This is a genomic window from Amycolatopsis australiensis, assembly GCF_900119165.1.
GTDB lineage: Bacteria > Actinomycetota > Actinomycetes > Mycobacteriales > Pseudonocardiaceae > Amycolatopsis > Amycolatopsis australiensis.
The window spans coordinates 3,539,314-3,562,924 of record NZ_FPJG01000006.1 but is presented as its reverse complement, the minus strand read 5'-3'; the positions used below and the strand labels follow the sequence as shown (position 1 = coordinate 3,562,924).

Genomic DNA, 23,611 nt, shown 5'->3' with positions numbered 1-23,611 from the left:
ATCGACGTTAGGGCTCGCGGGGAGGCGTCCGACAGGGGTGCCGCCGCGTCCTGTGGACAACCGGGGTGATGTGGATGGATCCACCCGCCCCGGACCGGGAACGGCCGTTTCCGTCGTACCCGGATGGCATGCTGGCGGGTTCGGCGCACCGCCCGGCCGCGGCTAGCGGCGCAGCGGCGCCGTCCGCTGGACGACCACCCCGAGCACACCGGGTCCGGTGTGCGCGCCGATCACCGCGCCCAGCTCGGAGACCACGCAGCCCGCCGAGCGCGGCACCGCCTCCTCCAGCCGGTTCGCCAGCTCGACCGCCCGCTCCGGCGAGGCGAGGTGGTGGACGGCCAGCTCGACGTCGTCGTCCGCGGCGGCGGCCGCGGCCAGCTCGACCAGCCGCGCGAGCGCCCGGTTCATGGTGCGGACCTTCTCCAGCGGCAGGATCCGGCCGTCGGACATGTGCAGCACCGGCTTCACCGCCAGCGCCGTGCCGAGCAGGGCCGCCGCCGGGCCGATCCGCCCGCCGCGCCGCAGGTGCTCCAGCGTCTCCACGACGAACAACGTCGACGAGCAGCCGGCCGCGGCCACCGCCGCGGCCTCGACCTCGGCCGCGCCGGCCCCGGCAGCGGCGGCGGAAGCGGCGTGCAGCGCGGCGAACCCGAGTCCCATCGCGGTGGTGCGCGAGTCGACCACGCGGACCCGGTCCGGGCCGACTTCCTGGGCCGCGAGCACCGCCGCTTCCCAGGTGCCCGACAGCTCGCGCGACAGGTGCACGGAAACGATCGCGTCGGCGCCCTCGGCGAGCGCCGCCCGGTACTCCTTCACGAACTCGCTGGGCGTCGGCCGGGACGTTGTGACGATCTTGCGCTGGCTCAACGCCTCGGCGACGGCCGCCGGGCCGGTCTCGACGCCGTCCAGGGAGACCACGCCGTCGACCAGGACGTGCAGCGGCACCACCCGGACCGCGTGCCGTTCGGCGAAGCCCTCCGGCAGGTGGGCGGTGGAATCCGTGACTACGGCGACCGACACGCCGTCAGCCTACGTGGCGGGGTGCCAGCGCCGGGGCCAGCAACACGGACATCGCTTCGCCCACCGCGGCGTGGCCGGACCAGCCCCAGTGCATGCCGTCCGGGTTGCCCGCGCCGCTCAGCACGTGCTCCCCCACGACGGCTTCCAGGTCCAGCAGGGGAACGCCCACCCGCGAACTCCAGGCCGCCATCGCGGCCGCCGCGGCGGGACGCGCGGTGTGCACGCCGCCGTAGGCCGCCGCGCGGTGCACCGACGGCAGCCAGCCGAAGATCGGCAGCTCGGGCCGCAGGACGCGCAGCGCGCCCACGGCGGTGTCGAGGTACTGCACGGTGAGTTTCGCCGGCAGCACCGCGGGACGGCCGCGGAACGCCACGGACAACCGGGGTTGCGCGGCGAGGTAGGCCTTGCGGACCACGCGCCGCACCGGGTCGGGGCGCAGGTACCGCAGGCCGGTCCGCAGGTACGTCGGCAACGGCGAAGGCAGCGTGTCCATGCTGCCGATCGCCAGGACGACCGCGTCGACGTGGTGCAGGTCGGCCCAGACACGCGGGTCGCCGGTCAGCGACCACCAGACGTCGCGCGCGGTCCAGCCGATCCCGGCGACCAGGTCGGCGGTGCCGCCGAGGGCGCGGGCGGCGACGTTCGGCCACAGCCGTGGCTCGTCCGCGGCGCAGGGGCCTTCGGGACCGTGAAAGCTCAGCGAATCGCCGAACACGAGCAGGCGGGGGCCCATCGGCTAGCCGTGCATCCCCGCGTTGTAGGCGTGCAGCCGCCACTTCCCGTCGCGCAGGCCCAGCTCCACCCAGTGGCAGTTCGAGATGCCGCCCAGCGACGGCCAGGCCTCCACCGGCAGGTTCAGCAGCCGCGCGGTCAGCGCGGTGATCAGCCCGCCGTGCGCGGCCAGCAGCACGGTGTCACCCACTTCGGGCGTGGCCTGCAGGTCGGCGACCACCTCGCTCGCGCGGTCGGCGACGTCGAGGCGGTTCTCGCCGCCCGGCGGCGCCCACGTCGCGTCGGTGCGCCAGCGGGCACGCTCGCCGGGGTAGGCCTCGTCGACCTCCGCGCCGGTGAGCCCCTGCCACTCGCCCAGGTGCGTCTCGCGCAGCCGCTTGTCGATCCGCAGCGGCACGCCGATCGCCTCGGTGAGCACGGTGGCCGTGTCGGTGGCGCGGCGCAGGTCGCTGGCGATGACGAGGTCCGGGGAAAACCGGGCCAGCGCGGGGACCGCGAACCGGGCCTGGTTCCAGCCGACCGGGGTCAGCGCCGAGTCGAGGTGCCCCTGCATCCGCCCGGCGGCGTTGTAGTCCGTCTCGCCGTGGCGCCAGAGCACGAGCCGCCGCGGACTCACGGGGCGTCCGGGTCCTCGTCGGCGGGAGGCTCCGCGAGACCGTCCACCTCGATGCGCGGGCAGTCCTTCCACAGCCGCTCGAGGCCGTAGAAGGTGCGCTCTTCGACGTGCTGGACGTGGACGACGACGTCGACGTAGTCGAGCAGCACCCAGCGCCCTTCGCGCGCGCCTTCGCGGCGGACCGGCTTGTGGCCGCTTTCCCGCAGCTTCTCCTCGACGTTGTCGACGATCGCGCCGACCAGTCGCTCGTTGGACGCGGAGGCGATGACGAAGGCGTCGGTGATGACGAGCTGCTCGGACACGTCCAGCACGACGACGTCGCTGGCCTTCTTGTCCGCCGCCGCGTGTGCGGCCGCTACGGCCAGCTCTCGTGCCTCGGACGTGGCTGCCACGGTGCTCCTTCTCAGATCGGGTTCGCTGGAGAAGGGTACCCGCCGGGACCAGGGGTGCTTCAGTCGCTCTTCCGGTAGAGATCCTTCTTGGCGATGTAGCGGACGACGCCGTCGGGCACGAGGTACCAGACCGGCTCCCCGCGTTCGACGCGCTCACGGCAGCCGGTGGACGAGATCGCCATCGCCGTGACCTCGACGAGGCTCACCTTGCCGCTGGGCAGGTGATGCGAGTTGAGCCGGTAGCCGGGGCGGGTGACGCCGATGAAGTGCGCGAAGTCGAACAGCTCGTCGGCCTTGTGCCAGGTGAGGATCTGCTCGAGCGCGTCGGCGCCGGTGATGAAGAACAGCTGGTCGTCGGGGTACTCGGCGTGCAGGTCGCGCAGCGTGTCGACGGTGTAGGTCTGGCCGCCGCGGTCGATGTCGACGCGGCTGACCGAGAACACCGGGTTGGACGCGGTCGCGATCACGGTCATCAGGTAACGGTCCTCGGCCCTGGTGACCTGGCGGCCGGTCTTCTGCCACGGCTGCCCGGTCGGGACGAAGATCACCTCGTCGAGCCCGAACCGGGACTGGACCTCGCTGGCCGCGACGAGGTGGCCGTGGTGCACGGGGTCGAAAGTGCCGCCCATGACCCCGATCCGCCGTGGTGACATGACCGGAGAGCCTATACAGCCGAACGCGCGCGAGCGGGGTGCTGTGCGCCACCTCGCCCGACCGGGCAGAACTTGTGATTCAGATCACATTACCGCCGGTATTCGTCGCGAACGGTCCGTTCGCGACGCCGCCGATTCCCGATCTGTCGGTGCCATGGGGTAGACGTGGGGACGTGGACACCACCAGCACCACCTCAGCACTCCGCGACCGCGCCGAGGCCCTCCTCCGGGCACTGGCCGGCGACTCGGCGAAGCTGCGCGAAGACCAGTGGACGGCCATCGAGGCACTGGTCGCCCAGCGGCGCCGCGCGCTGGTCGTGCAACGCACCGGCTGGGGCAAGTCGGCGGTGTACTTCCTGGCCACCGCATTGCTGCGGGAACAGGGCAGCGGGCCGACGGTCATCGTCTCGCCGCTGCTGGCCCTGATGCGCAACCAGATCTCGGCGGCGGCGCGCGCCGGGATCCACGCGGCGACCATGAACTCCGCCAACCCGCAGGAGTGGGAGCAGGTCCAGGCCGCGGTCGCGGCGGGCGAGGTCGACGTGCTGCTGGTCAGCCCGGAACGGCTGAACAACCCGGACTTCCGGGACAACGTGCTGCCGCAGCTGACCGCGAGCACCGGGCTGCTGGTGGTCGACGAGGCGCACTGCATCTCCGACTGGGGGCACGACTTCCGGCCGGACTACCGGCGCCTGCGCACGCTGCTGGGCGACCTGCCCGACGGCGTGCCGGTGCTGGCGACGACGGCGACCGCGAACGACCGCGTGGTCACCGACGTCGCCGAGCAGCTGGGGCTGGGCAGCGGCGCGGACACGCTGGTGCTGCGCGGCAGCCTCGACCGGGAAAGCCTGCGGTTGTCGGTGTGCCGGCTGCCGACGTCGCAGGCGCGGCTGGCCTGGCTCGCGGAGCACCTGGCCGAGCTGCCCGGCTCGGGGATCATCTACACGCTGACCGTCGCGGCGGCGCACGACGTCGCGTCGCTGCTGAAGGACCGCGGTTACCCGGTCGCGGCCTACACCGGCAAGACCGACCCGGCCGACCGGCAGGCGGCCGAGGACGACCTGCTCGGCAACCGGGTCAAGGCGCTGGTCGCGACGTCCGCGCTGGGCATGGGGTTCGACAAGCCGGACCTCGGGTTCGTCGTGCACCTCGGCGCGCCGTCGTCGCCGATCGCGTACTACCAGCAGGTGGGCCGCGCCGGGCGTGGCGTGGACCGCGCCGAGGTCGTCCTGCTGCCCGGCGAGGAGGACCGGGCGATCTGGGCGTACTTCGGGTCGCTCGCCTTCCCCGACGAACTGCGCGTGACCCAGGTGCTGAACACGCTCGCCTACGCCGACCGTCCCCTTTCGACGGCCGCGCTCGAGCCGTCCGTGGAGCTTTCCCGCTCCCGGCTGGAGATGGTGCTCAAGGTGCTGGACGTCGACGGCGCGGTGCGGCGCGTCAAGGGCGGCTGGGTGAGCACGGGTGAGAACTGGGAGTACGACCGCGGGCGGTACAAGCGGGTCGCCGAGGCCCGGGACCGCGAGCAGGAGGCGATGCTCGGCTACCTGGCGACCGAAGGCTGCCGGATGGAATACCTGCGGCGCCAGCTCGACGACCCGGAGGCGGCGCCGTGCGGTCGGTGTGACAACTGCACCGGGCAGCACTGGGACACGACGGTGGCCGAGGAGGTCGCCGAAGCCACCCGCGAACGGCTTCAGCGTCCGGGCGTCGAGGTCGCGCCGCGCAAGCAGTGGCCGACCGGCATGTCCTCTTTGGACATTCCGGTGTCCGGCCGGATCTCCGCCGACGACCAGGCGGAGCCGGGCCAGGTGCTCGGGCGGCTCACCGACGTCGGCTGGGGCAACCGGTTGCGGGAACTCGTCGGGCCACAGGCGAAGGACGCGGAGGTGCCGGACTCGGTGTTCAAGGCGTGCGTCCAGGTGCTCGCCGGCTGGCAGTGGGCACAACGGCCGGTGGCGGTCGTCGCGGTGCCCTCGTCGACGCGGCCACAGCTCGTGTACAGCCTCGCGACGCGGCTGGCCGAAGTCGGCAGGCTGGACTTCCTCGGCGCGCTCGACGCCGAAGGGCCACCACCGCGCCAGGCGAACAGCGCGCAACGGCTGGCCGACCTGTGGCGGCGGATGAGCATGCCCGCCGACCTCGCGGCGGCGCTGCCCGCCGGGCCGGTCCTGCTCGTGGACGACGTCATCGACACCGGCTGGACCATGACGCTGGCCGCGCGCCTGCTGAGGAAGGCCGGTGCGCCCGCCGTGCTGCCGTTCGCGCTGGCCAGCACGGCCTGAGAGGCGCGGCCATCGCGTTCGCCGTCATCCTCACACTGCCGAAGCGAACGGCAGCGAGCTGCGCTAAACCCTTCGTCACCGGACGGTCACGCTCGCTACGCTGCGGGCTCCGCGACCGAGCCGAAGGAGGGACACCGTGCAGCAGACCGCCGACGTTACCGAGGAGCTGGCGCGCCGCGTGGTGGCCGCCGCCGGTGAGGCGCTGGACGTCGCACTGACGCCGGAGCAGGCGCTGGTCCAGGCGTCGCCGCGCGAGGGCGTCGACTACCAGGCCAACCTGGCGATGAGCCTGGGCAAACGGCTCGGCCGCCCGCCGCGCGAGGTCGCCGCGCTGATCGCCGGGGCGCTCGAACTCGGCGGGATCGCCGACCCACCCGAAGTCGCCGGACCCGGATTCCTGAACTTCGCGCTGCGCAGGGAATGGCTCGAAGACCGAACAGCCGCGTTGCTCGGCGATCCGCGTCTCGGCGTCCCGGAAACCCCTGCGCCGCGGCGGATCGCGCTGGACTACAGCAGTCCGAACGTCGCGAAGGAAATGCACGTCGGGCACCTGCGGACGACGGTGATCGGCGACGCCCTGGCCCGGTTGCTGCGCTTCGCCGGGCACGAAGTGCTGCCGCACAACCACCTCGGCGACTGGGGTACGCCGTTCGGCATGCTCATCGAGCACCTCCTCGACGCGCCGGCGGAGCAACGGGCCATCGCCGACCTCGACACCTTCTACCGCGAAGCACGCCGGAAGTTCGACAGCGACGAAGCGTTCGCCACGCGGTCGCGCAATCGCGTCGTGCTGCTGCAGCGTGGTGACGAAGAAACCCTGGCCGTCTGGCGGGAACTCGTCGCCGAGTCGACCCGGCACTTCGACGAGGTCTACGCGCTGCTCGAGATTTCGTTGACGGGCAAGGACATCTACGGCGAAAGCTTCTACAACCCGTATCTCGCCGCGGTGGTCGATGATCTCGAAAGGGCCGGGTTGACCGAGATCAGCGATGGCGCGGTCTGCGTGTTCCCCGAAGGGTTCCGCAACCGGGAAGGCGACCGGCTGCCGCTGATCGTCCGCAAGCGCGACGGCGGGTACGGGTACGCCGCGACCGACCTGGCCACCGTCCGGTACTGGACCGCCGAGCGCGGTGCCACGGACCTGCTCTACGTCGTCGGAACGCCGCAGGCCCAGCACTTCGCGATGGTGTTCGCCGTCTGCCGCGCGGCGGGCTGGCTGACCGGGCACGCCGAGCACATCGGCTTCGGGACGGTGCTGGGCGCCGACGGCAAGACCATGCGGACCCGTGCCGGCGACACGGTGAAGCTGGCCGATCTGCTCACCGAAGCCGTGAAGCAGGCGGCCGAGGTCGTCGCCGAACGCAGCGACCTCGACGCGGCCGGGCAGGCCGGCGTCGCACGGGCGGTCGGCATCGGCGCGGTGAAGTACGCCGACCTGTCCGGTGACCGCGAACGCGACTACGTCTTCGCCTGGGACCGGATGCTCGCCAAGGAAGGCAACACTTCCGTGTACCTGCAGTACGCCCACGCGCGGACGCAGTCGATTCTCCGGAAGGCTGACGGGGTGCCGGACGGCACGGACATCACGTTGGATATGCCGGCGGAGCGCACGCTGGCGCTCAAGCTGCTTAGCTTCGGCGAAGCGCTGAAGGCCACGACGAACGGTTACGCGCCACACAAGCTGTGCACGTACCTGTACGAGACTGCGGTGATCTTCTCGCGATTCTTCGAGGAATGCCCGGTTCTGAAAGCGTCTTCACCGGAGTTGCGCGCTTCGCGGCTGAGGTTGACTTCACTGACGTCGCAGACGCTGGCACTCGGGCTCTCGCTGCTCGGCATCGAAGCACCGGAACGGCTCTGAGAAGCACGCCAACCGCAGGTTCTCGGCGCGCTACCGGGTTTCGGCCGTCGAGATGCCGTGATCGGCCAGCAACTTCACCAGCTCGTCGGCCAGGCCGCGGTTGACCGGCTCCCGCGTCGCGAGGAGCCGGTACCACAGCGTGCCGAACACGACGTCGATCACCGTGCCGGGCCGGACGCCCGCGGGCAGTTCGCCGCGCTCGCGGGCGCGGCCGACCAGCGTGCCGAGGGCTTCGCGGCGGCGCTGCAGGAAGTCCTCGCGGAACCGCTTGCCGAACTCCGGGTCGATCTGGGCCTGGGCCATCAGCGCGCGCAGCGTGTCCGCGACCTGCGCTTTCTCGCCCAGCTCGAACGTGCTGCCCAGGAAGTGCGCGAGGTCGGCGCGGAACGACCCCTCGTCCGGGATCGGCACGTGCAGGTCGGCCTTCGTCGCGAGCGCGTCGAGCAGGACGTCGGCCTTCGAGGGCCACCAGCGGTAGATCGTCTGCTTGCCGACGCCGGAGCGGGCGGCGATGCCCTCGACGGTCAGCGCGCCGTAGCCGGCCTCCGCGACCAGGTCGAGCGTGGCGGCGAGGATCGCCAGCCGGCTCTGCTCGCTGCGCTTGCGGCCGGGACGGGACTGGTCGGTCATGGGATCCGATGGTAACGTCGGATTCGAAACGAGACGTTCCGGTTCGAAATGGGGGACAAGCATGAGCATCGCTCTCGTCGCCGGCGGCACTTCGGGCATCGGCCTGGCGACCGCGCGGCGGCTGCGGACGCAGGGTTACGACGTCCACGTGACCGGACGCGGCAAGGAACGCCTCGACGACGTCGCGGCGAGCGACCCGCAGCTGACGGGACACCAGGCCGACGGCGGCGACAGCGCGGCGATGGCGGCGCTGGCCGAGTCGCTCGGCACGATCGACGTGCTGGTGGTGAGCCTGTCGGGCTCCGAGGGCATGGGCCCGATCGCTTCACTGGACCTCGCCGTGCTGCGGCGGGCGTTCGACGCGAAGTTCTGGGCGCACCTGACGACGATCCAGGCCGTACTGCCGCACCTGGCCGCGGAGGGGTCGATCACGTTGCTGGGCGCGGTCAGCGCGCGGGCGTCGATGCCGGGGACGGCGGGCATCGGGGCGCTGAACGCGGCGGTCGAGGCGCTGGTCAAGCCGCTGGCGGTCGAGCTGGCGCCGCGGCGGGTGAACGCGGTTTCGCCGGGTGTCGTGGACACGGCCTGGTGGAGCGGGTTGCCGGCGGAGGCGCGGGAAGGGTTCTTCGCGCAGACGGCGGCGTCGGTCCCGGTCCGCCACGTGGCGACGGCGGACGAGGTCGCGGAAGTGGTGGCGTTGGCGGCGACGAACCGCAACATGACAGGCACGGTCCTGGAAGCCGACGGCGGCGCCCGCCTGGTCTCGATCGGCTGAGCCTGGCGCTGTCCGCGGGGATGGTGGCGGGGTTCGGAGCGCGAAGCGTCAGCGGCGGAGGGGGACCAGGTCGTCTGCGTGGACCACCTCGCGCCGCTGCTCCGCCGGCAGCTCGTGCGTCGAACGGCCGATCAGGTCCGGCAGCTCCGTCGCGTCGAAGGCCACCACTCCGCGGGCCACCGCCCGGTCCTTCGCGTCCACCAGATCCACCACGTCGCCCGCCTGGAAGTCGCCTTCCACGCCCGTGATTCCCGCCGCCAGCAGGGACCTGCGGCGGCGGACCACCGCCGTCACCGCGCCGTCGTCCAGGCGGAGCTTGCCCGTCGTGTCCGCCGCGTAGCCCAGCCAGAACCTGCGGGCCGACAGCCGCGTGTCGGCCGGGGCGAACGCCGTTCCCGGGGAAGCGGACGTCAGTGCCGCCGAGGCCTCCGAAGCCGCCGCCAGCAGTACCGGGATGCCCGCGCCCGCCGCTGTGCGGGCCGCCGCCAGCTTGGACACCATCCCGCCGGTTCCCAAGCCCGAACTCGACATGCCGACCGAGATTCCGTCCACATCGGACTCCGACAGGACCTCGGTCAGCTTCCGGGTCGCGCCGTCTCGCGGGTCGCCGTCGTACAGGCCGTCCACATCGGACAGCAGGATCAGCGCGTCCGCGCCGATCAGGTGGGCCACCAGCGCGGCCAGGCGGTCGTTGTCGCCGAACCGGATTTCCTCGGTGGCCACCGTGTCGTTCTCGTTCACCACCGGGACCGCGCCGAGCGCCAGCAGCCGCGAGAACGTCCGCTGCGCGTTGCGGTAGTGGGAGCGCCGGACGACGTCGTCGGACGTCAGCAGCACCTGCCCGACCGTCAGCGAATACCGCCCGAACGACTCCGCGTACGCGTGCGCCAGCGCCAGCTGGCCGACGCTCGCCGCCGCCTGCTGCGTCGCCAGATCACGCGGCCGCTTGCCCAGCGACAGCGGGGCCAGCCCGGCGCCGATCGCACCCGAGGACACCAGCACGATCTGCGTGTCCCGCGCGACGCGCTCGGCGATCGCGTCGACCAGCGCGTCCAGCCGGGCCACGTCCAGGCCGCTGCCGGCGGTGGTCAGCGCCGACGACCCGACCTTGACGACCAGGCGCCGCGCCGCGGCGATGGCCTTGCGCGTGCCGCTCACTCCTCGACGTCCAGGTCGTCGAACTCGCCCGTGCCCTCGCGGCGGATCCGGCGCGCTTCCTTGCGCTCGGCCGCGCCGACGCGGTCGCTGCGCTCCAGCCGGACGTCGGTGCCGCGGCCGGACAGGTGGACCGCCACCGAAGGCGTCGACGGCTCCCAGTCGAACTGGACGTCGCCGATCGTGACCGGGCTGCCCGGCTTCGCGCCCAGCTTCGCCAGCTGGTCTTCGACACCCAGGCGGTTGAGCCGGTCGGCCAGGTAGCCGACGGCCTCGTCGTTGCCGAAGTCCGTCTGGCGGATCCACCGCTCCGGGCGGGCGCCGCGCACGATGAACGCGCCCTCCTCCGCGGGGTCGACCTCGACGGTGAACCCGGAGTCGTCGACGGCGAGGGGACGCAGGACGATCTTCTCCGGCTCCAGCACCGGCTGCGCCTCGCGGTACTCCTCGACGATCGCGGCCAACGCGAACGTCAGCTCGCGCAAACCCTTGCGGGACGCCGTCGAGACTTCGAACACCTGCAGGCCGCGGGCCTCGAACTCGGGCCGGACGAACTCGGCGAGCTCCGCCGCCTCCGGGATGTCGATCTTGTTGAGCACGACCACGCGCGGGCGCTCCTCGAGCTTCCCGCCGAGCCCCGGGGTGTACTTGGCCAGCTCCGCCTCCAGCGCGTCCACATCGGACACGGGGTCGCGGCCCGGCTCCAGCGTGGCGCAGTCGACGACGTGCACCAGCACCGCGCACCGCTCGATGTGGCGGAGGAAGTCGAGGCCGAGGCCCTTGCCCTCGGACGCGCCCGGGATCAGGCCCGGCACGTCGGCCATCGTGAACACCGTGTCGCCGCCGGTGATGACACCGAGGTTCGGGACCAGCGTCGTGAACGGGTAGTCGGCGATCTTCGGCTTCGCCGCGGACAGCACCGAGATCAGCGACGACTTGCCGGCGGACGGGAAGCCGAGCAGCCCGACGTCGGCGACCGAGCGCAGCTCCAGCACGAGGCTGCGGGACTCCCCCGGCTCGCCGAGCAGCGCGAACCCGGGCGCCTTGCGGGCCTTCGACGCGAGCGCGGCGTTGCCGAGGCCGCCGCGGCCGCCCTGGGCGGCGACGAACGTGGTGCCCGGGCCGACCAGGTCGGCGACCAGCTCGCCGTCCTCGGTGAACACGACGGTGCCGGACGGCACCTTCATCACCAGCGACTCCCCCGCCGCGCCGGCGCGGTTGCCGCCCTGGCCCATCTTGCCGTTGCCGGCCTTGGCGTGCGGGCGGAAGTGGAAGTCGAGCAGGGTGTGCACGTTCGGATCGACGACCAGCAGGACGTCGCCGCCGTTGCCGCCGTTGCCGCCGTCCGGGCCGCCGAGCGGCTTGAACTTCTCGCGGTGCACCGAGGCACAGCCGTTGCCCCCGTCACCGGCGGTCAGGTGGATGACCGCGCGGTCCACGAACCGGGACGCCATGACTTCGCCTCACTTCACTCGCTGAAAGGTACTGACAAAACAAACGAGGGGTGGCACCGGATATTCCGGCCCCACCCCTCGTCAGAGGTCTAGATCGAAGCCGAAACTCAGGCTTCGACCGGCACGATGTTGACCGTCTTGCGGCCACGCTTCTCGCCGAACTGGACCGCGCCGGCGGCCAGGGCGAACAGCGTGTCGTCGCCGCCACGGCCGACGTTCACGCCGGGGTGGAACTTGGTGCCGCGCTGGCGGATCAGGATCTCGCCCGCGTTGACCTGCTGGCCGCCGAAGCGCTTGACACCGAGGCGCTGCGCGTTCGAGTCACGACCGTTGCGGGAGCTGGACGCACCCTTCTTGTGAGCCATAGCTCAATCCTCTTTCTGACCGAAGATCCGGAGAAGGACTACTTGGAGATGGCGGTGACCTCGACGCGGGTCAGCTTCTGCCGGTGACCCTGGCGCTTGTGGTAGCCCGTCTTGTTCTTGAACTTGTGGATCCGGATCTTCGGACCCTTGGTCTGCTCGACGACCTTGCCGGTGACCGAGACCTTCGCCAGCGCGTCGGCGTCCGTGGTGACCTCGCCACCGTCGACGTACAAAACGGCGGGGAGGATGTGCTCGGTGCCCGGCTCGCCCTCGAGCTTCTCGACCTCGACGACGTCGCCGACGGCCACCTTGTACTGCTTGCCGCCGGTCTTGACGATCGCGTACGCCGACACGGAAGTCTCCTGCATTACTCGACAATGGGTGGGGGCTCGCGCGACCGGCCCACCTGGTGGAAACGGCGGTCCTGGACTCGCGCAGGCGACCTGCTCTGGTGGCAGGCCGTACTACAGGTTACGTGGGGCGCCCCGGTGCGTTACCACCGGGGTCCCCTAGTCGTTCACTGACCTTGGTCGGAGGCGTGCACCGGCGGGCCCGCCGGGCGCGACGCGGCCCGGCGCGGACGGCGCCGGGTGGAGCGCACGGCCGGTTCCGGCACGCTGACCTCGGGTCCGGCGACCGGCCGGACCGGCTCCGGAGCTTCGTTGACGGGCTCTTCCGCCGGCTCGGGCGCCGGCGACGACTCGACCTCGGGCTCCTCGTCCAGCGGCACCGGCGCCTCGTCCGCGTCGGTGGACACCGGCACGCCGGCGACCTCGTGGGCGGGCTCGGCGGGCGGCTCCGCCGTCACCGGCGTCTCGTCCGCCTCGGTGGTCGCCGGGACGTCCGCGACCTCCTTGGCCGGCTCCGGGACGTGCCCGTTGCCGTTCAGCGTGCCGTGGTCGTGCTCCTTGGCGGCCTTCGAGGCGTTCGCCATCGCCGCCACCGCCGACGCGATCGACTCGCGCTTCTCCGGCGGCGGGACCGCGTGCACCTCGGCCTTGGCGGCAGCCTCGGCCTCGGCCTTGGCCGCGTCCTCGCCCTTGCCGCGGCCCCGCGACCGGCGGGAGCTCTTCTCGCCACCGCCGTTGCCGCCGTTGCCGCCGTTGCCGTTCCCGCCGTGGGAGTGCGAGCCGCCCGCCGTGCGCTGCAGCTCGGTCGAGACGATCACGCCCCGGCCCTTGCAGTGCTCGCACGGCGCGGAGAACGCCTCCAGCAGGCCGGTGCCGATCTTCTTGCGCGTCATCTGCACCAGGCCGAGCGAGGTGACCTCGGCGACCTGGTGGCGCGTGCGGTCGCGGCCGAGGCACTCGGTGAGGCGGCGCAGCACCAGCTCGCGGTTGGACTCGAGCACCATGTCGATGAAGTCGATCACGATGATGCCGCCGATGTCCCGCAGCCGAAGCTGGCGGACGATCTCCTCCGCCGACTCCAGGTTGTTGCGGGTCACCGTCTCCTCGAGGTTGCCACCCGATCCGGTGAACTTGCCGGTGTTGACGTCGATGACCGTCATCGCCTCGGTGCGGTCGATGACCAGGTAACCGCCGGACGGCAGCCAGACCTTGCGGTCGAGGGCCTTGGTGATCTGCTCGTCGATCCGGTGGTCGGCGAACGCGTCACCGGTGCCGGTGTAGCGCTTGAGCCGGTCGGTCAGGTCCGGCGCGACGTGCCGGACGTAGGCCTCGATCGTCTCCCACGCCTTGTCGCCCTGGACCTCGAGCTTCGCGAAGTCCTCGGTGAACAGGTCGCGCACGACCTTGACCAGCAGGTCCGGCTCTTCGTAGAGCATGGTCGGCGCGCCGCCCTTGCGGTTCGAGCCGGCCTCGGCCTTCTCCTTGATGACGTCCCACTGGGCCTTCAACCGGTCGACGTCGCGGGCCAGCTCCTCCTCGCTGATGCCCTCGGAGGCGGTGCGGATGATGACGCCCGCGTCCTCCGGCACGATCCGCTTGAGGATGTCCTTGAGCCGGCGGCGCTCGTTCTCCGGCAGCTTGCGCGAGATGCCGGTGGCACCGCCCGCGGGGACGTACACGAGGAAGCGGCCGGGCAGCGAGATCTGGGTGGTCAGCCGGGCGCCCTTGTGCCCGACCGGGTCCTTGGTGACCTGGACCAGCACGGAGTCGCCGGTGGACAGCGCCTGCTCGATCTTGCGGGCCTTGCCCTCGAGGCCGGCGGCGTCCCAGTCGACCTCGCCGGCGTAGAGCACGGCGTTGCGGCCGCGGCCGATGTCGATGAACGCGGCCTCCATGCTCGGCAGCACGTTCTGGACGCGCCCGAGGTAGACGTTGCCGACGATCGAGCCGGAGCCCGACTGCGTCACGAAGTGCTCGACCAGGACGCCGTCCTCGAGCACGGCGATCTGGGTGGAGTCGCCGTGCTCGACGACGACCATGGCGCGCTCGACCGACTCGCGGCGGGCGAGGAACTCGGCCTCGGACAGGATCGGGGCGCGGCGGCGGCCCGCCTCGCGGCCGTCGCGGCGGCGCTGGCGCTTGGCCTCCAGCCGGGTCGAGCCGCGGACGCTGCGCACCTCGTCGCGCGCCGGGCGCTCGGTCTCGGCCTTGACCTGGCGGACGTGCGTGACCGTGTTGGGCGGGTCATCGGTGCTCTCGGCCTCGTCGCCGTCCGAGCCCTTGCGGCGACGGCGGCGGCGGCGCCGGCGGCTGCCCCCTTCACCCTCGCCCTCGTCGGCGTCGCTCTCGACCTCCGGAGCCGACGCGGCTTCCTCGGCCTGTTCGGTGTCCGCTTCGGGCTTTTCGTCACCGTTGCGGGGCTTGCGGCGCGGCTCTTCGGCCTGGCCGTCCTCGCTGTCGGTCGTCTCGTCGCCGCCATCGGCGCCCTTGCCCCGGCCGCGGCCACGACGCCCGCGGCGGCGCCGGCGGCGGCTGCCGCCGTCCTCGCCGTCGTCGTCGACGCCGGTGTCGGCGCCCGTGGTGACGTCCTCGGCCTCGTCCTCGGCGACCTCGGGCTCCGGAGGCAGCTCCGGCTCGGCGAACGGGTCGGCAGGCTTGCGGGCCGGCTTGACCGCGGGCTCGGGCGGCTCCGGCGGCAGGAACACCGGCGACGGCGCGGCGAACACCGGCAGGTGCGCGCGGGTCTTCTGACGCGGGCGCGGCCGCTCGGCCGCCGCGGCGGGCACCTCGGGCACCGGCGGCAGCGCGGCCGGCTGCTCCGGCTCGGCCTGCGGAGCCGGGGCCGGCTCGGCCTCGGCTTCCGCCTGCCCGGTCTCGGCCGGGGCGAAGGCCTCGGCCACCTTGTACGCCACTTCCCTCGTCACGCTCGACTGTGCGCTGCGGACGGTTTCGCCCAGCTCGGCCAGCTTCGCGAGGACGTCCCGGCTGTGCGACTCCAGCAGCTTGGCCAGCGCGTGCACCCGGATCCGGGCGGGCAGGTCGGCCAGCGGGCCGCTCGGGGGTGTGGCGGGATTCCCGCCGGTGTGCTCGGCGGGTGTTTCCGCGTTCGACATGTGTCTCCTCCGCCCCCGGGCGCGTCTGCCGGTTCGCACCGGCAGGGACGCGGCCGCGCAGGGGCCCCTTTCTGCTCGTTCCGCCGTGGTGGTCACCAGCGACGGGAATCCTTGCCCGACGACCGGGCGCCGCACCTCCGCAGCCCGGCGGCGCGCAACCCGGTCAAAGGTCTGCTCGGCGCTGTGCGTGGCCAGGCTCGCGACCCCCGGGCCGCCCGCCACGTCGTCCAGCCGCCCGGTCCGCGGGCGGCGACGCGCGTCATGCTGTTCATGCACATCACCGGGCCACAACACCGCGGGCAGCACCTCTCACGTGCGCCCCGCGGCCCAGCGGCCACCCCGAGTATCCCACACCGGGTGACCGCTCCGGTGTACTCGGTACCTCCGCCCACGCCGCCGGGCGCGCCGGACCGTCCCCCGCCCGCCCACCGGCCGGGGGAACTTCGCCGTACCGCTTGTCCGCCGGGCACCGGGTGGCTACCGTGCGGCTCGGGGTGACCGGGATCTCGCGCGCCGGCACCCGCGGTTCCGGCATGCGGTGGGAGGTCCGGTGTCCCTGCTGGCGCGGCCGCTGCGGGCGGCCGTGTGCACCGTCCTGGTGCTTTCGGGATGCGTCACCGCCGGTCCGGCGGCGGCGGGCGAGCCGTCCTGCGGCACCGGCCGGGTGCTGCGCTACGTCGTCACGTTCGACCGCGGCACGCCCGAGGCCGCGGCCCGCGCGCAGGTCGACGGCGCGTGCGGGGCCACCACCGTCTACTACCCGCAGATCGCCGTCGCGGTCGCCACCTCCGGCGACCCGGGCTTCGCCGGGCGGATCGGGCTCGACCGGGCGTTCAGCGCGCAGGCCGAGCGGCTGGCCGCGCAGCGCGCCACCGAGGCCCGGCCGCAGCCCGCGCGGGCGGCCCTGCCCGCCACCGATCCCGCGAAGGTGCCCACCGCGGACCTGAGCGGACAGCAGTGGGACATGCGGATGATCAACGCGGACCGCGCGCAGGGCGTTTCGGCGGGCAGCCGCGACGTCGTGGTCGGCGTGCTCGACTCGGGCATCGACGCGGACCATCCGGACCTCCGCGGCGCCCTGGACAGCGACGACTCCGCCGGCTGCCTGACCGGCGCACCCGACCGGTCGCCGACGGCCTGGGCGCCGACGACGTCGGTGCACGGCACGCACGTGGCGGGGATCATCGCCGCGGCCGACGACGGGCGCGGAGTGACGGGCGTGGCGCCCGGCGTCCGGGTGGCGTCGGTGAAGGTGATCGACGACCGCGGCTACGCCGACCCGGAGGCGGCGGTGTGCGGCCTGATGTGGGCGGCGGCGCGGCACATGCGCGTGACGAACAGCAGCTTCTTCGTCAACCCCTGGACGTTGTCGTGCATCCGCGGCGACGACCGCGGCGTGGTGCACGAGGCACTGGCCCGCGCGGTGGAGTACAGCACGTCGGCGGGCACGCTGAACGTCGCGGCGGCCACCAACGAGGCGGTCGACCTGACACCGGCGGCGCGGTCGGGCTCACCGGGAGCGGGCAGCGGGTGCGAAGCACTCCCGGCGGCGCTGCGGGACGTCGTCGCGGTGTCGGCCGTCGGCGCGGACGGGGTCAAGGCGGGCTACAGCTCGTACGGGCTGGGCGTGATCGACGTCACGGCGCCGGGCGGCGAGACGGGCGAGTGCGTGCTCTCGACGGTGCCCGGCGGCTACGCGCCGCTGTGCGGAACGTCGATGGCCGCGCCGCACGTGGCCGGGGTCCTGGCGCTGCTGGCGTCCACCCACCCGGAGGCCGGGCCCCGCCGGCTGCGGCGGGCCCTCGAGGCGCAGGCGATGCCGATGCCGTGCCCGGCCGACTACGACCTGACCGGTGACGGGATCCAGGACGCGTACTGCGCGGGGTACGAGGGTTTCAACGGCTTCTACGGGCACGGGATGGTGGACGCGCTGGCGGCCGTCGCCCCCCGGGGCGGCCCCGACCCGGCTCGGTGAGCCGGTCCCGGCTTCGTCAGGTCAACAGCAGTTTCGCGATCCGCCGCGTCGACGCCCAGAGTCCCACCACCCCCAGGGCCACCAGGTACGCCAGGTTGACCAGCATGCTGCCCGACAGCAGGCCCGTCGCCAGGCCGCGCATCAGCTCGATCGCGTGGTACAGCGGGAGGCAGCGCACCACCCACTGCAGCGGCTCCGGGTAGACCGAGAGCGGGAAGAACGTCGTCGCGAACAGGAACATCGGGGTCAGCGCCAGCGCGATGTAGTCGAACTGGGACGTCGAGCGCAGGAACGTCACCAGCGCCATGCCGATCGCGGAGAACGCCAGCCCGACCAGCAGCGCCGCCGGGACCATCAGCAGCGCCCACCACGACGCCAGCAGTCCCATCGCCGCCGCGATCGCGAGGAACGCCACCGCGTACAGGCCGCCGCGGGTCATCGCCCAGCCGATCTCGCCCAGCGCGACGTCCAGCGGGCCGATCGGCGTCGCCAGCATCGCGTCGTACAGCTTCGCGTAGCGCAGCTTGAAGAACAGGTTGTACGTCGACTCGAAGACGGCGCCGTTCATCGCCGACGTCGCCAGCAGCGCCGGCGCGACGAACGCGACGTAGCTCATCGGGCGCCCGTCCGGGCCCGCGACCTCGGTGACCAGCCTGCCGAACCCGAGCTGGAACGCCAGCAGGTAGAGGAACGGCTCGGCCGCGCCGGAGAGGAACAGCAGCCAGCTGCTGCGGTAGACCAGCACGGACCGCTCGACGAGCATGCGCGCGCGACCGGCGTACAGCCCGGGCGGGAGGATCCGCAGCAGCAGCCCGGCCCGCCGCGGCGGCGCTTGGACGCTCACCATTCAGACCACCAGCCTGCGGTAGAAGGCCCGGTGCGCCGCCGCCCACCCGGCCGCGAACATGGCCGCCAGCACGGCGAAATGGCCGAGCATCGCCCAGCCGCCCACCCCGCCGATGCTGACGCCACGGGCCAGCTGCGTGCCGTGCCACAGCGGGGAAAGCCAGGCGAGCCAGCGGATCGCGCCGGGCAGCTGGGAGATCGGGAAGAACGTGCCGGAGAACAACGTCATCGGCATGACGACGAAGCGGAAGATGAGGCCGAAGCGCTGGCCCTCGTCGAAGGTCCGCGCGGCGAGCGCGGCCATCGGCGTGGTGCAGGCGAGTCCGGTGACGGTGCCGGCGAGGATGACGAGCAGGACGCCGGGGCCGGTCCAGGCGCCGAAGAACAGCGCGACGAAGGCGTAGATCGCGCCCGCGAGCGTCAGGCGCAGGGCCGACCAGATCAGGTGGCCGCCGAAGACCTGGCCGGGCGACACGGGGGTGGCCGTGACGGCGAGGTAGTCCTTCTGCCACTTGAACCCGGAGAGCACGGGATAGCTCGACTCGCCGACGGCCTGCTGCGCGGAACCGGCGGCGAGCAGGGCGGGCGCGATGTACTGGAGGTAGGACAGCCCGCCGGTGACGGCTCCGGGCCGCACCTGGGAGCCGAACCCGAGCCCCATGGCGGCGAGGAAGAGCACCGGCTGGAGGCCCGTGGAGTACAAAGTGGACAGCCAATGGCGGCGGTACCAGGTCCAGTACCCCTCGACGCGCAGCCAGGCGCCGTGCCACTTGCCGACCACGCGGCCCGTGGCCGCGACGGTCGTCATGGCCGCTCCCGGAGGAGGTTCCGCGCGAGCGATGCGGCCGGAAGGCGGCGAGGCAGGGGTGAACGGGCGCCGGCCGGATGCGAACCGCCGCGGCAGCCGGCCAGGACGGAGCCGACGGGCGAGCCGGTCAGCCGGGGGCCGGGGCCGCAGGGCGCCGGCGTGGCTTCCGGATTGCGCGCCAAGCCGTGTTCGGAGCCCGGCGTGCTCGGTGCCTTCCTCATCAGTCCACCAACGTCCGGCCGGTCAGGCGGAGAAAAACGTCCTCCAGCGAGCTCCGGCGCACCAGGCTCGACAGCGGCCGCACGCCCCGGGAATGCGCGCGCTCCAACGCCGCTTCGCCGTCTTCGGCGTACAGCAGTACCCGGTCCGGCAGGATCTCCACGCGCTCTGCCAGGCCCTCCACCTGCTGGGCCGCTCCCACCTGCTCCCCCGACACGAACCGCAGCTCGACCACCTCTCTCGTCGAGTAGCGCTTGATCAGCTCCGCCGGTGAGCCCTCCGCCGCGATGCGGCCGTGGTCCATCACCACCAGGCGATCGCACAGCTGCTCCGCTTCGTCCATGTAGTGCGTCGTGACGATCAGCGTCGTGCCCTGCGCCTTCAGCCGGAACAGCCGGTCCCACAGCAGGTGGCGGGCCTGCGGGTCGAGGCCGGTCGTCGGCTCGTCGAGCAGCAGCAGCTCCGGGTCGTTGACCAGGGACCGCGCGATCGTCAGCCGCCGCTTCATCCCGCCGGACAGCGGGTCGACCTTGTCGTCCGCGCGGTCGCCCAGCTGGGCGAACTCCAGCAGCTCGGCTGCCTTCCGCCGGGCCGCCGCGCGGGACAGGCCGAAGTACCGGCCGTAGATCAGCAGGTTCTCCCGCACCGTCAGCTCGACGTCCAGGTTGTCCTGCTGCGGCACGACGCCGAGGCGCGCGCGGATCCGCGGGCCCGCCACGTCCGGGTCCAGGCCCAGCACCCGCAGCTCGCCGTCCGTGCGCGGTGACACGCACGCGATCATCCGCATGGTCGACGACTTGCCCGCCCCGTTCGGGCCCAGGAACCCGAACGCCTCCCCACGTCGCACCTCGACGTCGATCCCGCGCACGGCCTCGAACTCGCCGAAGCGCTTCACCAGTGCCTTGGCCTGCACCAGTGCCGGTTCCCGGTCCTCCGATTCGTCCACCCCCCGACCATACGAGCGGCCACCGACAAAAACCGAACGGATTAGCCGCGGACCGTCACGACCAGCGACTGCGTGACCCCGTTGACCGTCACCGACAGGCGCGCGACCCCCGGCCGCAAGGCCGTCAGCACCCCCGAATCCGGGTCGAACGCGACGACACCCCAGGAGGCCGTCCAGTCCGCGCTCACCGGGTACGCCACCGGCACGTCCCGGGTCCCCTGCCGCAGGGTCGCGCGGACGACCGCGCGTTCGCCGCGGGCCAGCGAGGACGGCCCGGACAGCGTCAGTGCGTCCACGTTCGGCCGCGTCTCGAACCGCACCGGCTGGGCGCGGTCGGCCGGGTCGACGCGCAGCAGCGTCCAGCCGGCGAACCCGCCGTCGGCGGGCGCGGCCGCGGGTGCCTTGCCCGAGTTGCCGTTGACCAGGTACGGCACGCCGTCCACCCGGGACAGCGAGAACACGCCGGCGTGCGAAGCCACCGAAGCGGCCGGCTTGCCGGACGCCTGCTCGAAGCCGGTCAGCCACTGGGTCAGCAACGTGGCTTCCTTCCGGTCGCCGAGCTGCGAGTTCCCGGTCGGGCTCGGGTCACGCACCGGGTGGTGCATCGCGACGACGACGCCGCGCACCGACCGGTCCGCGGCCGCCGAGTCCAGCGCCGAGCGCAGCATCCGTACCTGGTCGAAGCCGCCCGCGCGCAGCGATCCACGCGAGGAGTCCAGCAGCACCAGGCGGATGCCGTGCACGTCGACGACCCGGTGCGTCACGCCGAACGCGGCCTGGAAGTTCGCGAGGCCGTTGCTGCCTTCGGCCTCGTGGTTGCCGGGCACGTAGTACCAGGGCACCTTGCCGTCGAGCTCCTCGGTGATCACCTGGCGGGCGAGCACGAAGTCGGGCGGCGTACCGCGGTCGACGAAGTCGCCGTTGATCAGCACCAGATCCGGCTTCGCCGCGACGGCCTCACGCAGCGCCCGCCGGGCCTGCGCGACCAGCGGCCCGGCCGGGTCGTCCGCGGTGAACTGGGCGTCGCTGACCACCGCGACCCGCAGCCCGCCGGCCAGGACGCCGTCGGTGACCAGGGCCGGATCGTGCGGGGCCGGATCGGCGGGCACGGACGTCGACGGCGCCACCTCGAAGGTCAGGTCGTCGAACACCAGGTGCCCCTCGTACTGCTGGTCGGGCACGTTCTCGACCGCGTAGAAGCGCGCCAGCCGCTGCCCGGCCGGCAGCCCGGCCGGGATCGCGGCGGTGACGTACCGCCAGCCCGTCCAGTCCACGCTCAGCGAAAGGTCCACAATGGACGCCACGTTCGCCGCGTCGCGCAGCTCGGCCCGCAGCCACGCGCCCTTGCCGTCGCCGTTCACCCACAGCCCGATCTTCTGCGTGCCCGCCGGCACCGCGAGCGGGACCGACGGCGTCACGTACGCGGCGCGCGTCGCGGTCGTGCCGGTGAGCCGGTAGTCCAGCGCGAGCCCGGTGCCGCCGTCCCGGCCGGGCGCCGCCGACAAGGCCGCGCCGACGACCGCCGGGTACACCGTCGCCGTCCACCCCGCCGGGCCGTCCAGCGGCGCCGCGACCTGCGCCACCGTGCCCACCGAAACACCCAGGTGGGTGGTCAGGCCCGCCGCTGTCGCGGTGATCGCGCTCGCGCCGGACGCGGTCAGCGCCGTCACCGAGAAGCCGCCGGCCGCCGGCTCGATCCGCACGACCGAGTGGTCGTAGTCGAGCTTGACGTCGCCGGGTTCCAGCCAGGTGCCGTAGCCGTCGGCGTCGTAGCCGTAGACCTGGAACGTGCTCTTCGCCCCCGCGGCCGACAACGCGACCTGCTCGGTGCTGGTGCCGAGCCGGACCGGCCGGCCCAGCACGGACAGCGCCGTCCGGCCCGACGCGCGGCCGGAGCGCGCCACGACGTCGACACCGCCCGCGCTGTGCCCGGTGACGACTCCGCGGATCACGGTGGCCCGCCTCGGGTCGGAGGTGCTCCAGCGCGGATCGGCGGCGACCGCGGCGCCGGTTTCGTCGTGGCCGTCGGCGACCAGGTGCCGGGTCAGGCCGGACAGCACGCGGGTCGCGTCACCGGTCGCCACGGCGGGTGCCGGCGCGAACCCGGTGAGCTTGCCGCTGCCCGGCACGGTCGCGAAGCCGATCCCGTTGGGCACCAGGCGTTCCCCGCCGTCCGACGGCGAGTTCCGGACGCTCGGCGCGGCCTCGCCTTCGGTGCGCGCCAGCAGCGTCGACGAGCCGCCGCCGTCGAGGTTGATGGCGTCGTCGGCGCCCAGGCTCTTCATGTGCCGCGCCAGTTCCAGCTCGGTCATGCCGCGGCTGTCGGCCTGACGGCCGTCCACAGTGGCCAGCCACATCCGGCGGCCGTCGGCGGAGAAGCCGACCGCGGTCCGCGGGTGCATCGCGACGTCGTCGACCGGCTGCACGACACCGTCCCGGAGCAGGACTTCGTTGCCGCCCACGGCGACCGCGATCTTCCCGGCGTCCGTGCGCGGCGCGTACGTCACGCCCACCGGGTCGCCGGGCTTGAGCGACGCCAGCGCGTCGGCCCCGGCTTCACGCGCCAGCAGCAGCGTCGTGCCGGCCGCGATCGGGCCGTCCGCGGGCGTGTCACGGACCTGCGTGACGACTCCGCCGCGCAGCTCCACCTCGACGACGCGCTGGGCGCCGGCCACCGACGTCCGGCGCGCCGAGGCGCCCCACAACGGCGTGTAGACGCCGATCGCGTCGGTGCCGAGGACCGGGCTGTTGAGGTTCGTGGCCCGCACCGTGCCGCCGGGCAGGGTCAGCGTGGCGTCGAGGAAGATCGACGCCAGCCGGGCCTTGCCGTCCTCGGTGATCGACGCGGTGAGGTTGTGGCCGGCGGCGGGCGCGGTCTGCAGCTGCCCGCGGTCGATGCCGACGCCGATCGGCGCCCCGGTGGCGTTGATGTCGAAGAAGTCGCCGTTCACCCCGGCGACCGCGCCCGCCCGCGCGACCTGCTGCGAAAGCGGCGTGCGCGCGGAGACCGTGCCCGGGGTCAGGTAGGCCGGGCGGAGCACCTTGCTGCCGAGGTCGACCGTCAGCGTGTCGCCGCGGATCCAGCCCGCCGGGTCGAACCGGTCGAACTGGGTGAGGTTCAGGCCGGGCGCGACTTCGGTGGTCGCGCTGCCGGTGACGAGCCCGTCGTCGGGGTTCGCGGCGGCGAAGGCGGCCGGTCCTTCGTGCGCCGAAGACGCGGCGGGCGCGGCCTCGACCGGCGGCGTGCCGAGCGGCGCCGCGAGCGGGTCGGCGTGGGCGGGGACGACGAACGTCGTCGCGAACAGGGCGGCGAGCGGCAACGCCGTGCGTGACTTCTTCACCAGGTACCCCAGTATCGAGTGAGAGCGAGCCGGACCAGCACAGCGCAGTGGCACGGCCGGGGGAAGACTTCCCGG

General features: G+C 73.0%; 19 protein-coding genes. 4 read left to right on the top strand and 15 right to left on the bottom strand.

Features of this window, described 5'->3' with window-relative positions; translation table 11 throughout:
• Positions 1-162: 162 nt before the first annotated feature.
• The 5 genes from BT341_RS18255 to nadD are packed head-to-tail and all read right to left on the bottom strand — an operon-like array spanning position 163 to position 3,413.
• Positions 163-1,020, bottom strand: a complete 858-nt coding sequence (locus BT341_RS18255; protein ID WP_072477452.1) for a DegV family protein — start codon at positions 1,018-1,020, stop codon at positions 163-165.
• A gap of 4 nt (positions 1,021-1,024) precedes the next feature.
• Positions 1,025-1,753: a diglucosylglycerate octanoyltransferase gene (gene octT, locus BT341_RS18250; protein WP_072477451.1), complete on the bottom strand. Its 729-nt coding sequence runs from the start codon at positions 1,751-1,753 to the stop codon at positions 1,025-1,027.
• A 3-nt stretch (positions 1,754-1,756) separates the two neighbouring features.
• Positions 1,757-2,368: a histidine phosphatase family protein gene (locus BT341_RS18245; protein WP_072477450.1), complete on the bottom strand. Its 612-nt coding sequence runs from the start codon at positions 2,366-2,368 to the stop codon at positions 1,757-1,759.
• The gene (gene rsfS, locus BT341_RS18240; RefSeq protein ID WP_072477449.1) at positions 2,365-2,760 is read right to left on the bottom strand and encodes a ribosome silencing factor; all 396 of its coding nucleotides are present in this window, start codon (positions 2,758-2,760) and stop codon (positions 2,365-2,367) included. Before rsfS ends, BT341_RS18245 begins: the two co-directional genes overlap by 4 nt.
• A gap of 59 nt (positions 2,761-2,819) precedes the next feature.
• Positions 2,820-3,413 carry a nicotinate-nucleotide adenylyltransferase gene (gene nadD, locus BT341_RS18235; protein ID WP_072477448.1) on the bottom strand — a complete coding sequence of 198 codons (594 nt, stop codon included), beginning with the start codon at positions 3,411-3,413 and terminating at the stop codon, positions 2,820-2,822.
• 173 nt (positions 3,414-3,586) lie between these two features.
• Between nadD and BT341_RS18230 the strand changes: the two genes are divergently transcribed.
• Together BT341_RS18230 and argS are read left to right on the top strand one after the other, a co-directional pair.
• The gene (locus tag BT341_RS18230) at positions 3,587-5,698 is read left to right on the top strand and encodes a RecQ family ATP-dependent DNA helicase (protein WP_072477447.1); all 2,112 of its coding nucleotides are present in this window, start codon (positions 3,587-3,589) and stop codon (positions 5,696-5,698) included.
• A 136-nt stretch (positions 5,699-5,834) separates the two neighbouring features.
• Positions 5,835-7,559, top strand: a complete 1,725-nt coding sequence (argS, locus tag BT341_RS18225; protein WP_072477446.1) for an arginine--tRNA ligase — start codon at positions 5,835-5,837, stop codon at positions 7,557-7,559.
• A 30-nt stretch (positions 7,560-7,589) separates the two neighbouring features.
• Here argS and BT341_RS18220 read toward each other — a convergent pair whose 3' ends face one another.
• Positions 7,590-8,189 (bottom strand): TetR/AcrR family transcriptional regulator, encoded by a 600-nt coding sequence (locus BT341_RS18220; protein ID WP_072477445.1) that lies wholly within the window; start codon positions 8,187-8,189, stop codon positions 7,590-7,592.
• Positions 8,190-8,250: 61 nt separating this feature from the next.
• Between BT341_RS18220 and BT341_RS18215 the strand changes: the two genes are divergently transcribed.
• Entirely contained in the window at positions 8,251-8,964 is a 714-nt protein-coding gene (locus BT341_RS18215; protein ID WP_072477444.1) for an SDR family NAD(P)-dependent oxidoreductase, read from the top strand.
• A gap of 48 nt (positions 8,965-9,012) precedes the next feature.
• Here BT341_RS18215 and proB read toward each other — a convergent pair whose 3' ends face one another.
• From proB to BT341_RS18190, 5 genes are all read right to left on the bottom strand, one after another.
• Positions 9,013-10,122 (bottom strand): glutamate 5-kinase, encoded by a 1,110-nt coding sequence (gene proB / locus BT341_RS18210; RefSeq protein ID WP_072477443.1) that lies wholly within the window; start codon positions 10,120-10,122, stop codon positions 9,013-9,015.
• Positions 10,119-11,573 carry a GTPase ObgE gene (gene obgE / locus BT341_RS18205; RefSeq protein WP_072477442.1) on the bottom strand — a complete coding sequence of 485 codons (1,455 nt, stop codon included), beginning with the start codon at positions 11,571-11,573 and terminating at the stop codon, positions 10,119-10,121. Before obgE ends, proB begins: the two co-directional genes overlap by 4 nt.
• Positions 11,574-11,680: 107 nt before the next feature.
• On the bottom strand, positions 11,681-11,938 hold the full coding sequence (rpmA, locus tag BT341_RS18200; protein WP_072477441.1) for a 50S ribosomal protein L27: 258 nt from the start codon (positions 11,936-11,938) through the stop codon (positions 11,681-11,683).
• Between the two features lie 38 nt (positions 11,939-11,976).
• A complete protein-coding gene (rplU, locus tag BT341_RS18195; protein ID WP_072482027.1) occupies positions 11,977-12,291 on the bottom strand; it encodes a 50S ribosomal protein L21 in 315 nt (104 codons plus the stop codon).
• Between the two features lie 164 nt (positions 12,292-12,455).
• Positions 12,456-15,401 carry a translation initiation factor IF-2 N-terminal domain-containing protein gene (locus BT341_RS18190; RefSeq protein WP_072477440.1) on the bottom strand — a complete coding sequence of 982 codons (2,946 nt, stop codon included), beginning with the start codon at positions 15,399-15,401 and terminating at the stop codon, positions 12,456-12,458.
• 550 nt (positions 15,402-15,951) lie between these two features.
• Here BT341_RS18190 and BT341_RS18185 point away from each other — a divergent pair.
• The gene (locus BT341_RS18185; protein WP_072477439.1) at positions 15,952-17,376 is read left to right on the top strand and encodes a S8 family peptidase; all 1,425 of its coding nucleotides are present in this window, start codon (positions 15,952-15,954) and stop codon (positions 17,374-17,376) included.
• A gap of 16 nt (positions 17,377-17,392) precedes the next feature.
• On the opposite strand, the gene BT341_RS18180 is transcribed toward BT341_RS18185, so the two are convergent.
• The 4 genes from BT341_RS18180 to BT341_RS18165 form a co-directional block, all read right to left on the bottom strand.
• On the bottom strand, positions 17,393-18,223 hold the full coding sequence (locus BT341_RS18180; RefSeq protein ID WP_072477438.1) for an ABC transporter permease: 831 nt from the start codon (positions 18,221-18,223) through the stop codon (positions 17,393-17,395).
• Positions 18,224-19,030 carry an ABC transporter permease gene (locus BT341_RS18175; protein ID WP_072477437.1) on the bottom strand — a complete coding sequence of 269 codons (807 nt, stop codon included), beginning with the start codon at positions 19,028-19,030 and terminating at the stop codon, positions 18,224-18,226. It abuts the gene before it with no gap.
• 220 nt (positions 19,031-19,250) lie between these two features.
• Positions 19,251-20,195 (bottom strand): ABC transporter ATP-binding protein, encoded by a 945-nt coding sequence (locus tag BT341_RS18170; RefSeq protein WP_072477436.1) that lies wholly within the window; start codon positions 20,193-20,195, stop codon positions 19,251-19,253.
• A 41-nt stretch (positions 20,196-20,236) separates the two neighbouring features.
• Entirely contained in the window at positions 20,237-23,515 is a 3,279-nt protein-coding gene (locus BT341_RS18165; protein ID WP_084743225.1) for a phosphodiester glycosidase family protein, read from the bottom strand.
• Between the last annotated feature and the right edge of the window lie 96 nt (positions 23,516-23,611).

What these genes read in the sequence shown, in the direction of transcription:
- octT (WP_072477451.1), bottom strand. Translation starts at nt 1,753, where the DNA reads ATGGGCCCCCGCCTGCTCGTGTTCGGCGATTCGCTGAGCTTTCACGGT.
- nadD (WP_072477448.1), bottom strand. Translation starts at nt 3,413, where the DNA reads ATGTCACCACGGCGGATCGGGGTCATGGGCGGCACTTTCGACCCCGTG.
- BT341_RS18220 (WP_072477445.1), bottom strand. Translation starts at nt 8,189, where the DNA reads ATGACCGACCAGTCCCGTCCCGGCCGCAAGCGCAGCGAGCAGAGCCGG.
- BT341_RS18215 (WP_072477444.1), top strand. Translation starts at nt 8,251, where the DNA reads ATGAGCATCGCTCTCGTCGCCGGCGGCACTTCGGGCATCGGCCTGGCG.
- obgE (WP_072477442.1), bottom strand. Translation starts at nt 11,573, where the DNA reads ATGGCGTCCCGGTTCGTGGACCGCGCGGTCATCCACCTGACCGCCGGT.
- rpmA (WP_072477441.1), bottom strand. Translation starts at nt 11,938, where the DNA reads ATGGCTCACAAGAAGGGTGCGTCCAGCTCCCGCAACGGTCGTGACTCG.
- BT341_RS18190 (WP_072477440.1), bottom strand. Translation starts at nt 15,401, where the DNA reads ATGTCGAACGCGGAAACACCCGCCGAGCACACCGGCGGGAATCCCGCC.
- BT341_RS18180 (WP_072477438.1), bottom strand. Translation starts at nt 18,223, where the DNA reads ATGGTGAGCGTCCAAGCGCCGCCGCGGCGGGCCGGGCTGCTGCTGCGG.
- BT341_RS18175 (WP_072477437.1), bottom strand. Translation starts at nt 19,030, where the DNA reads ATGACGACCGTCGCGGCCACGGGCCGCGTGGTCGGCAAGTGGCACGGC.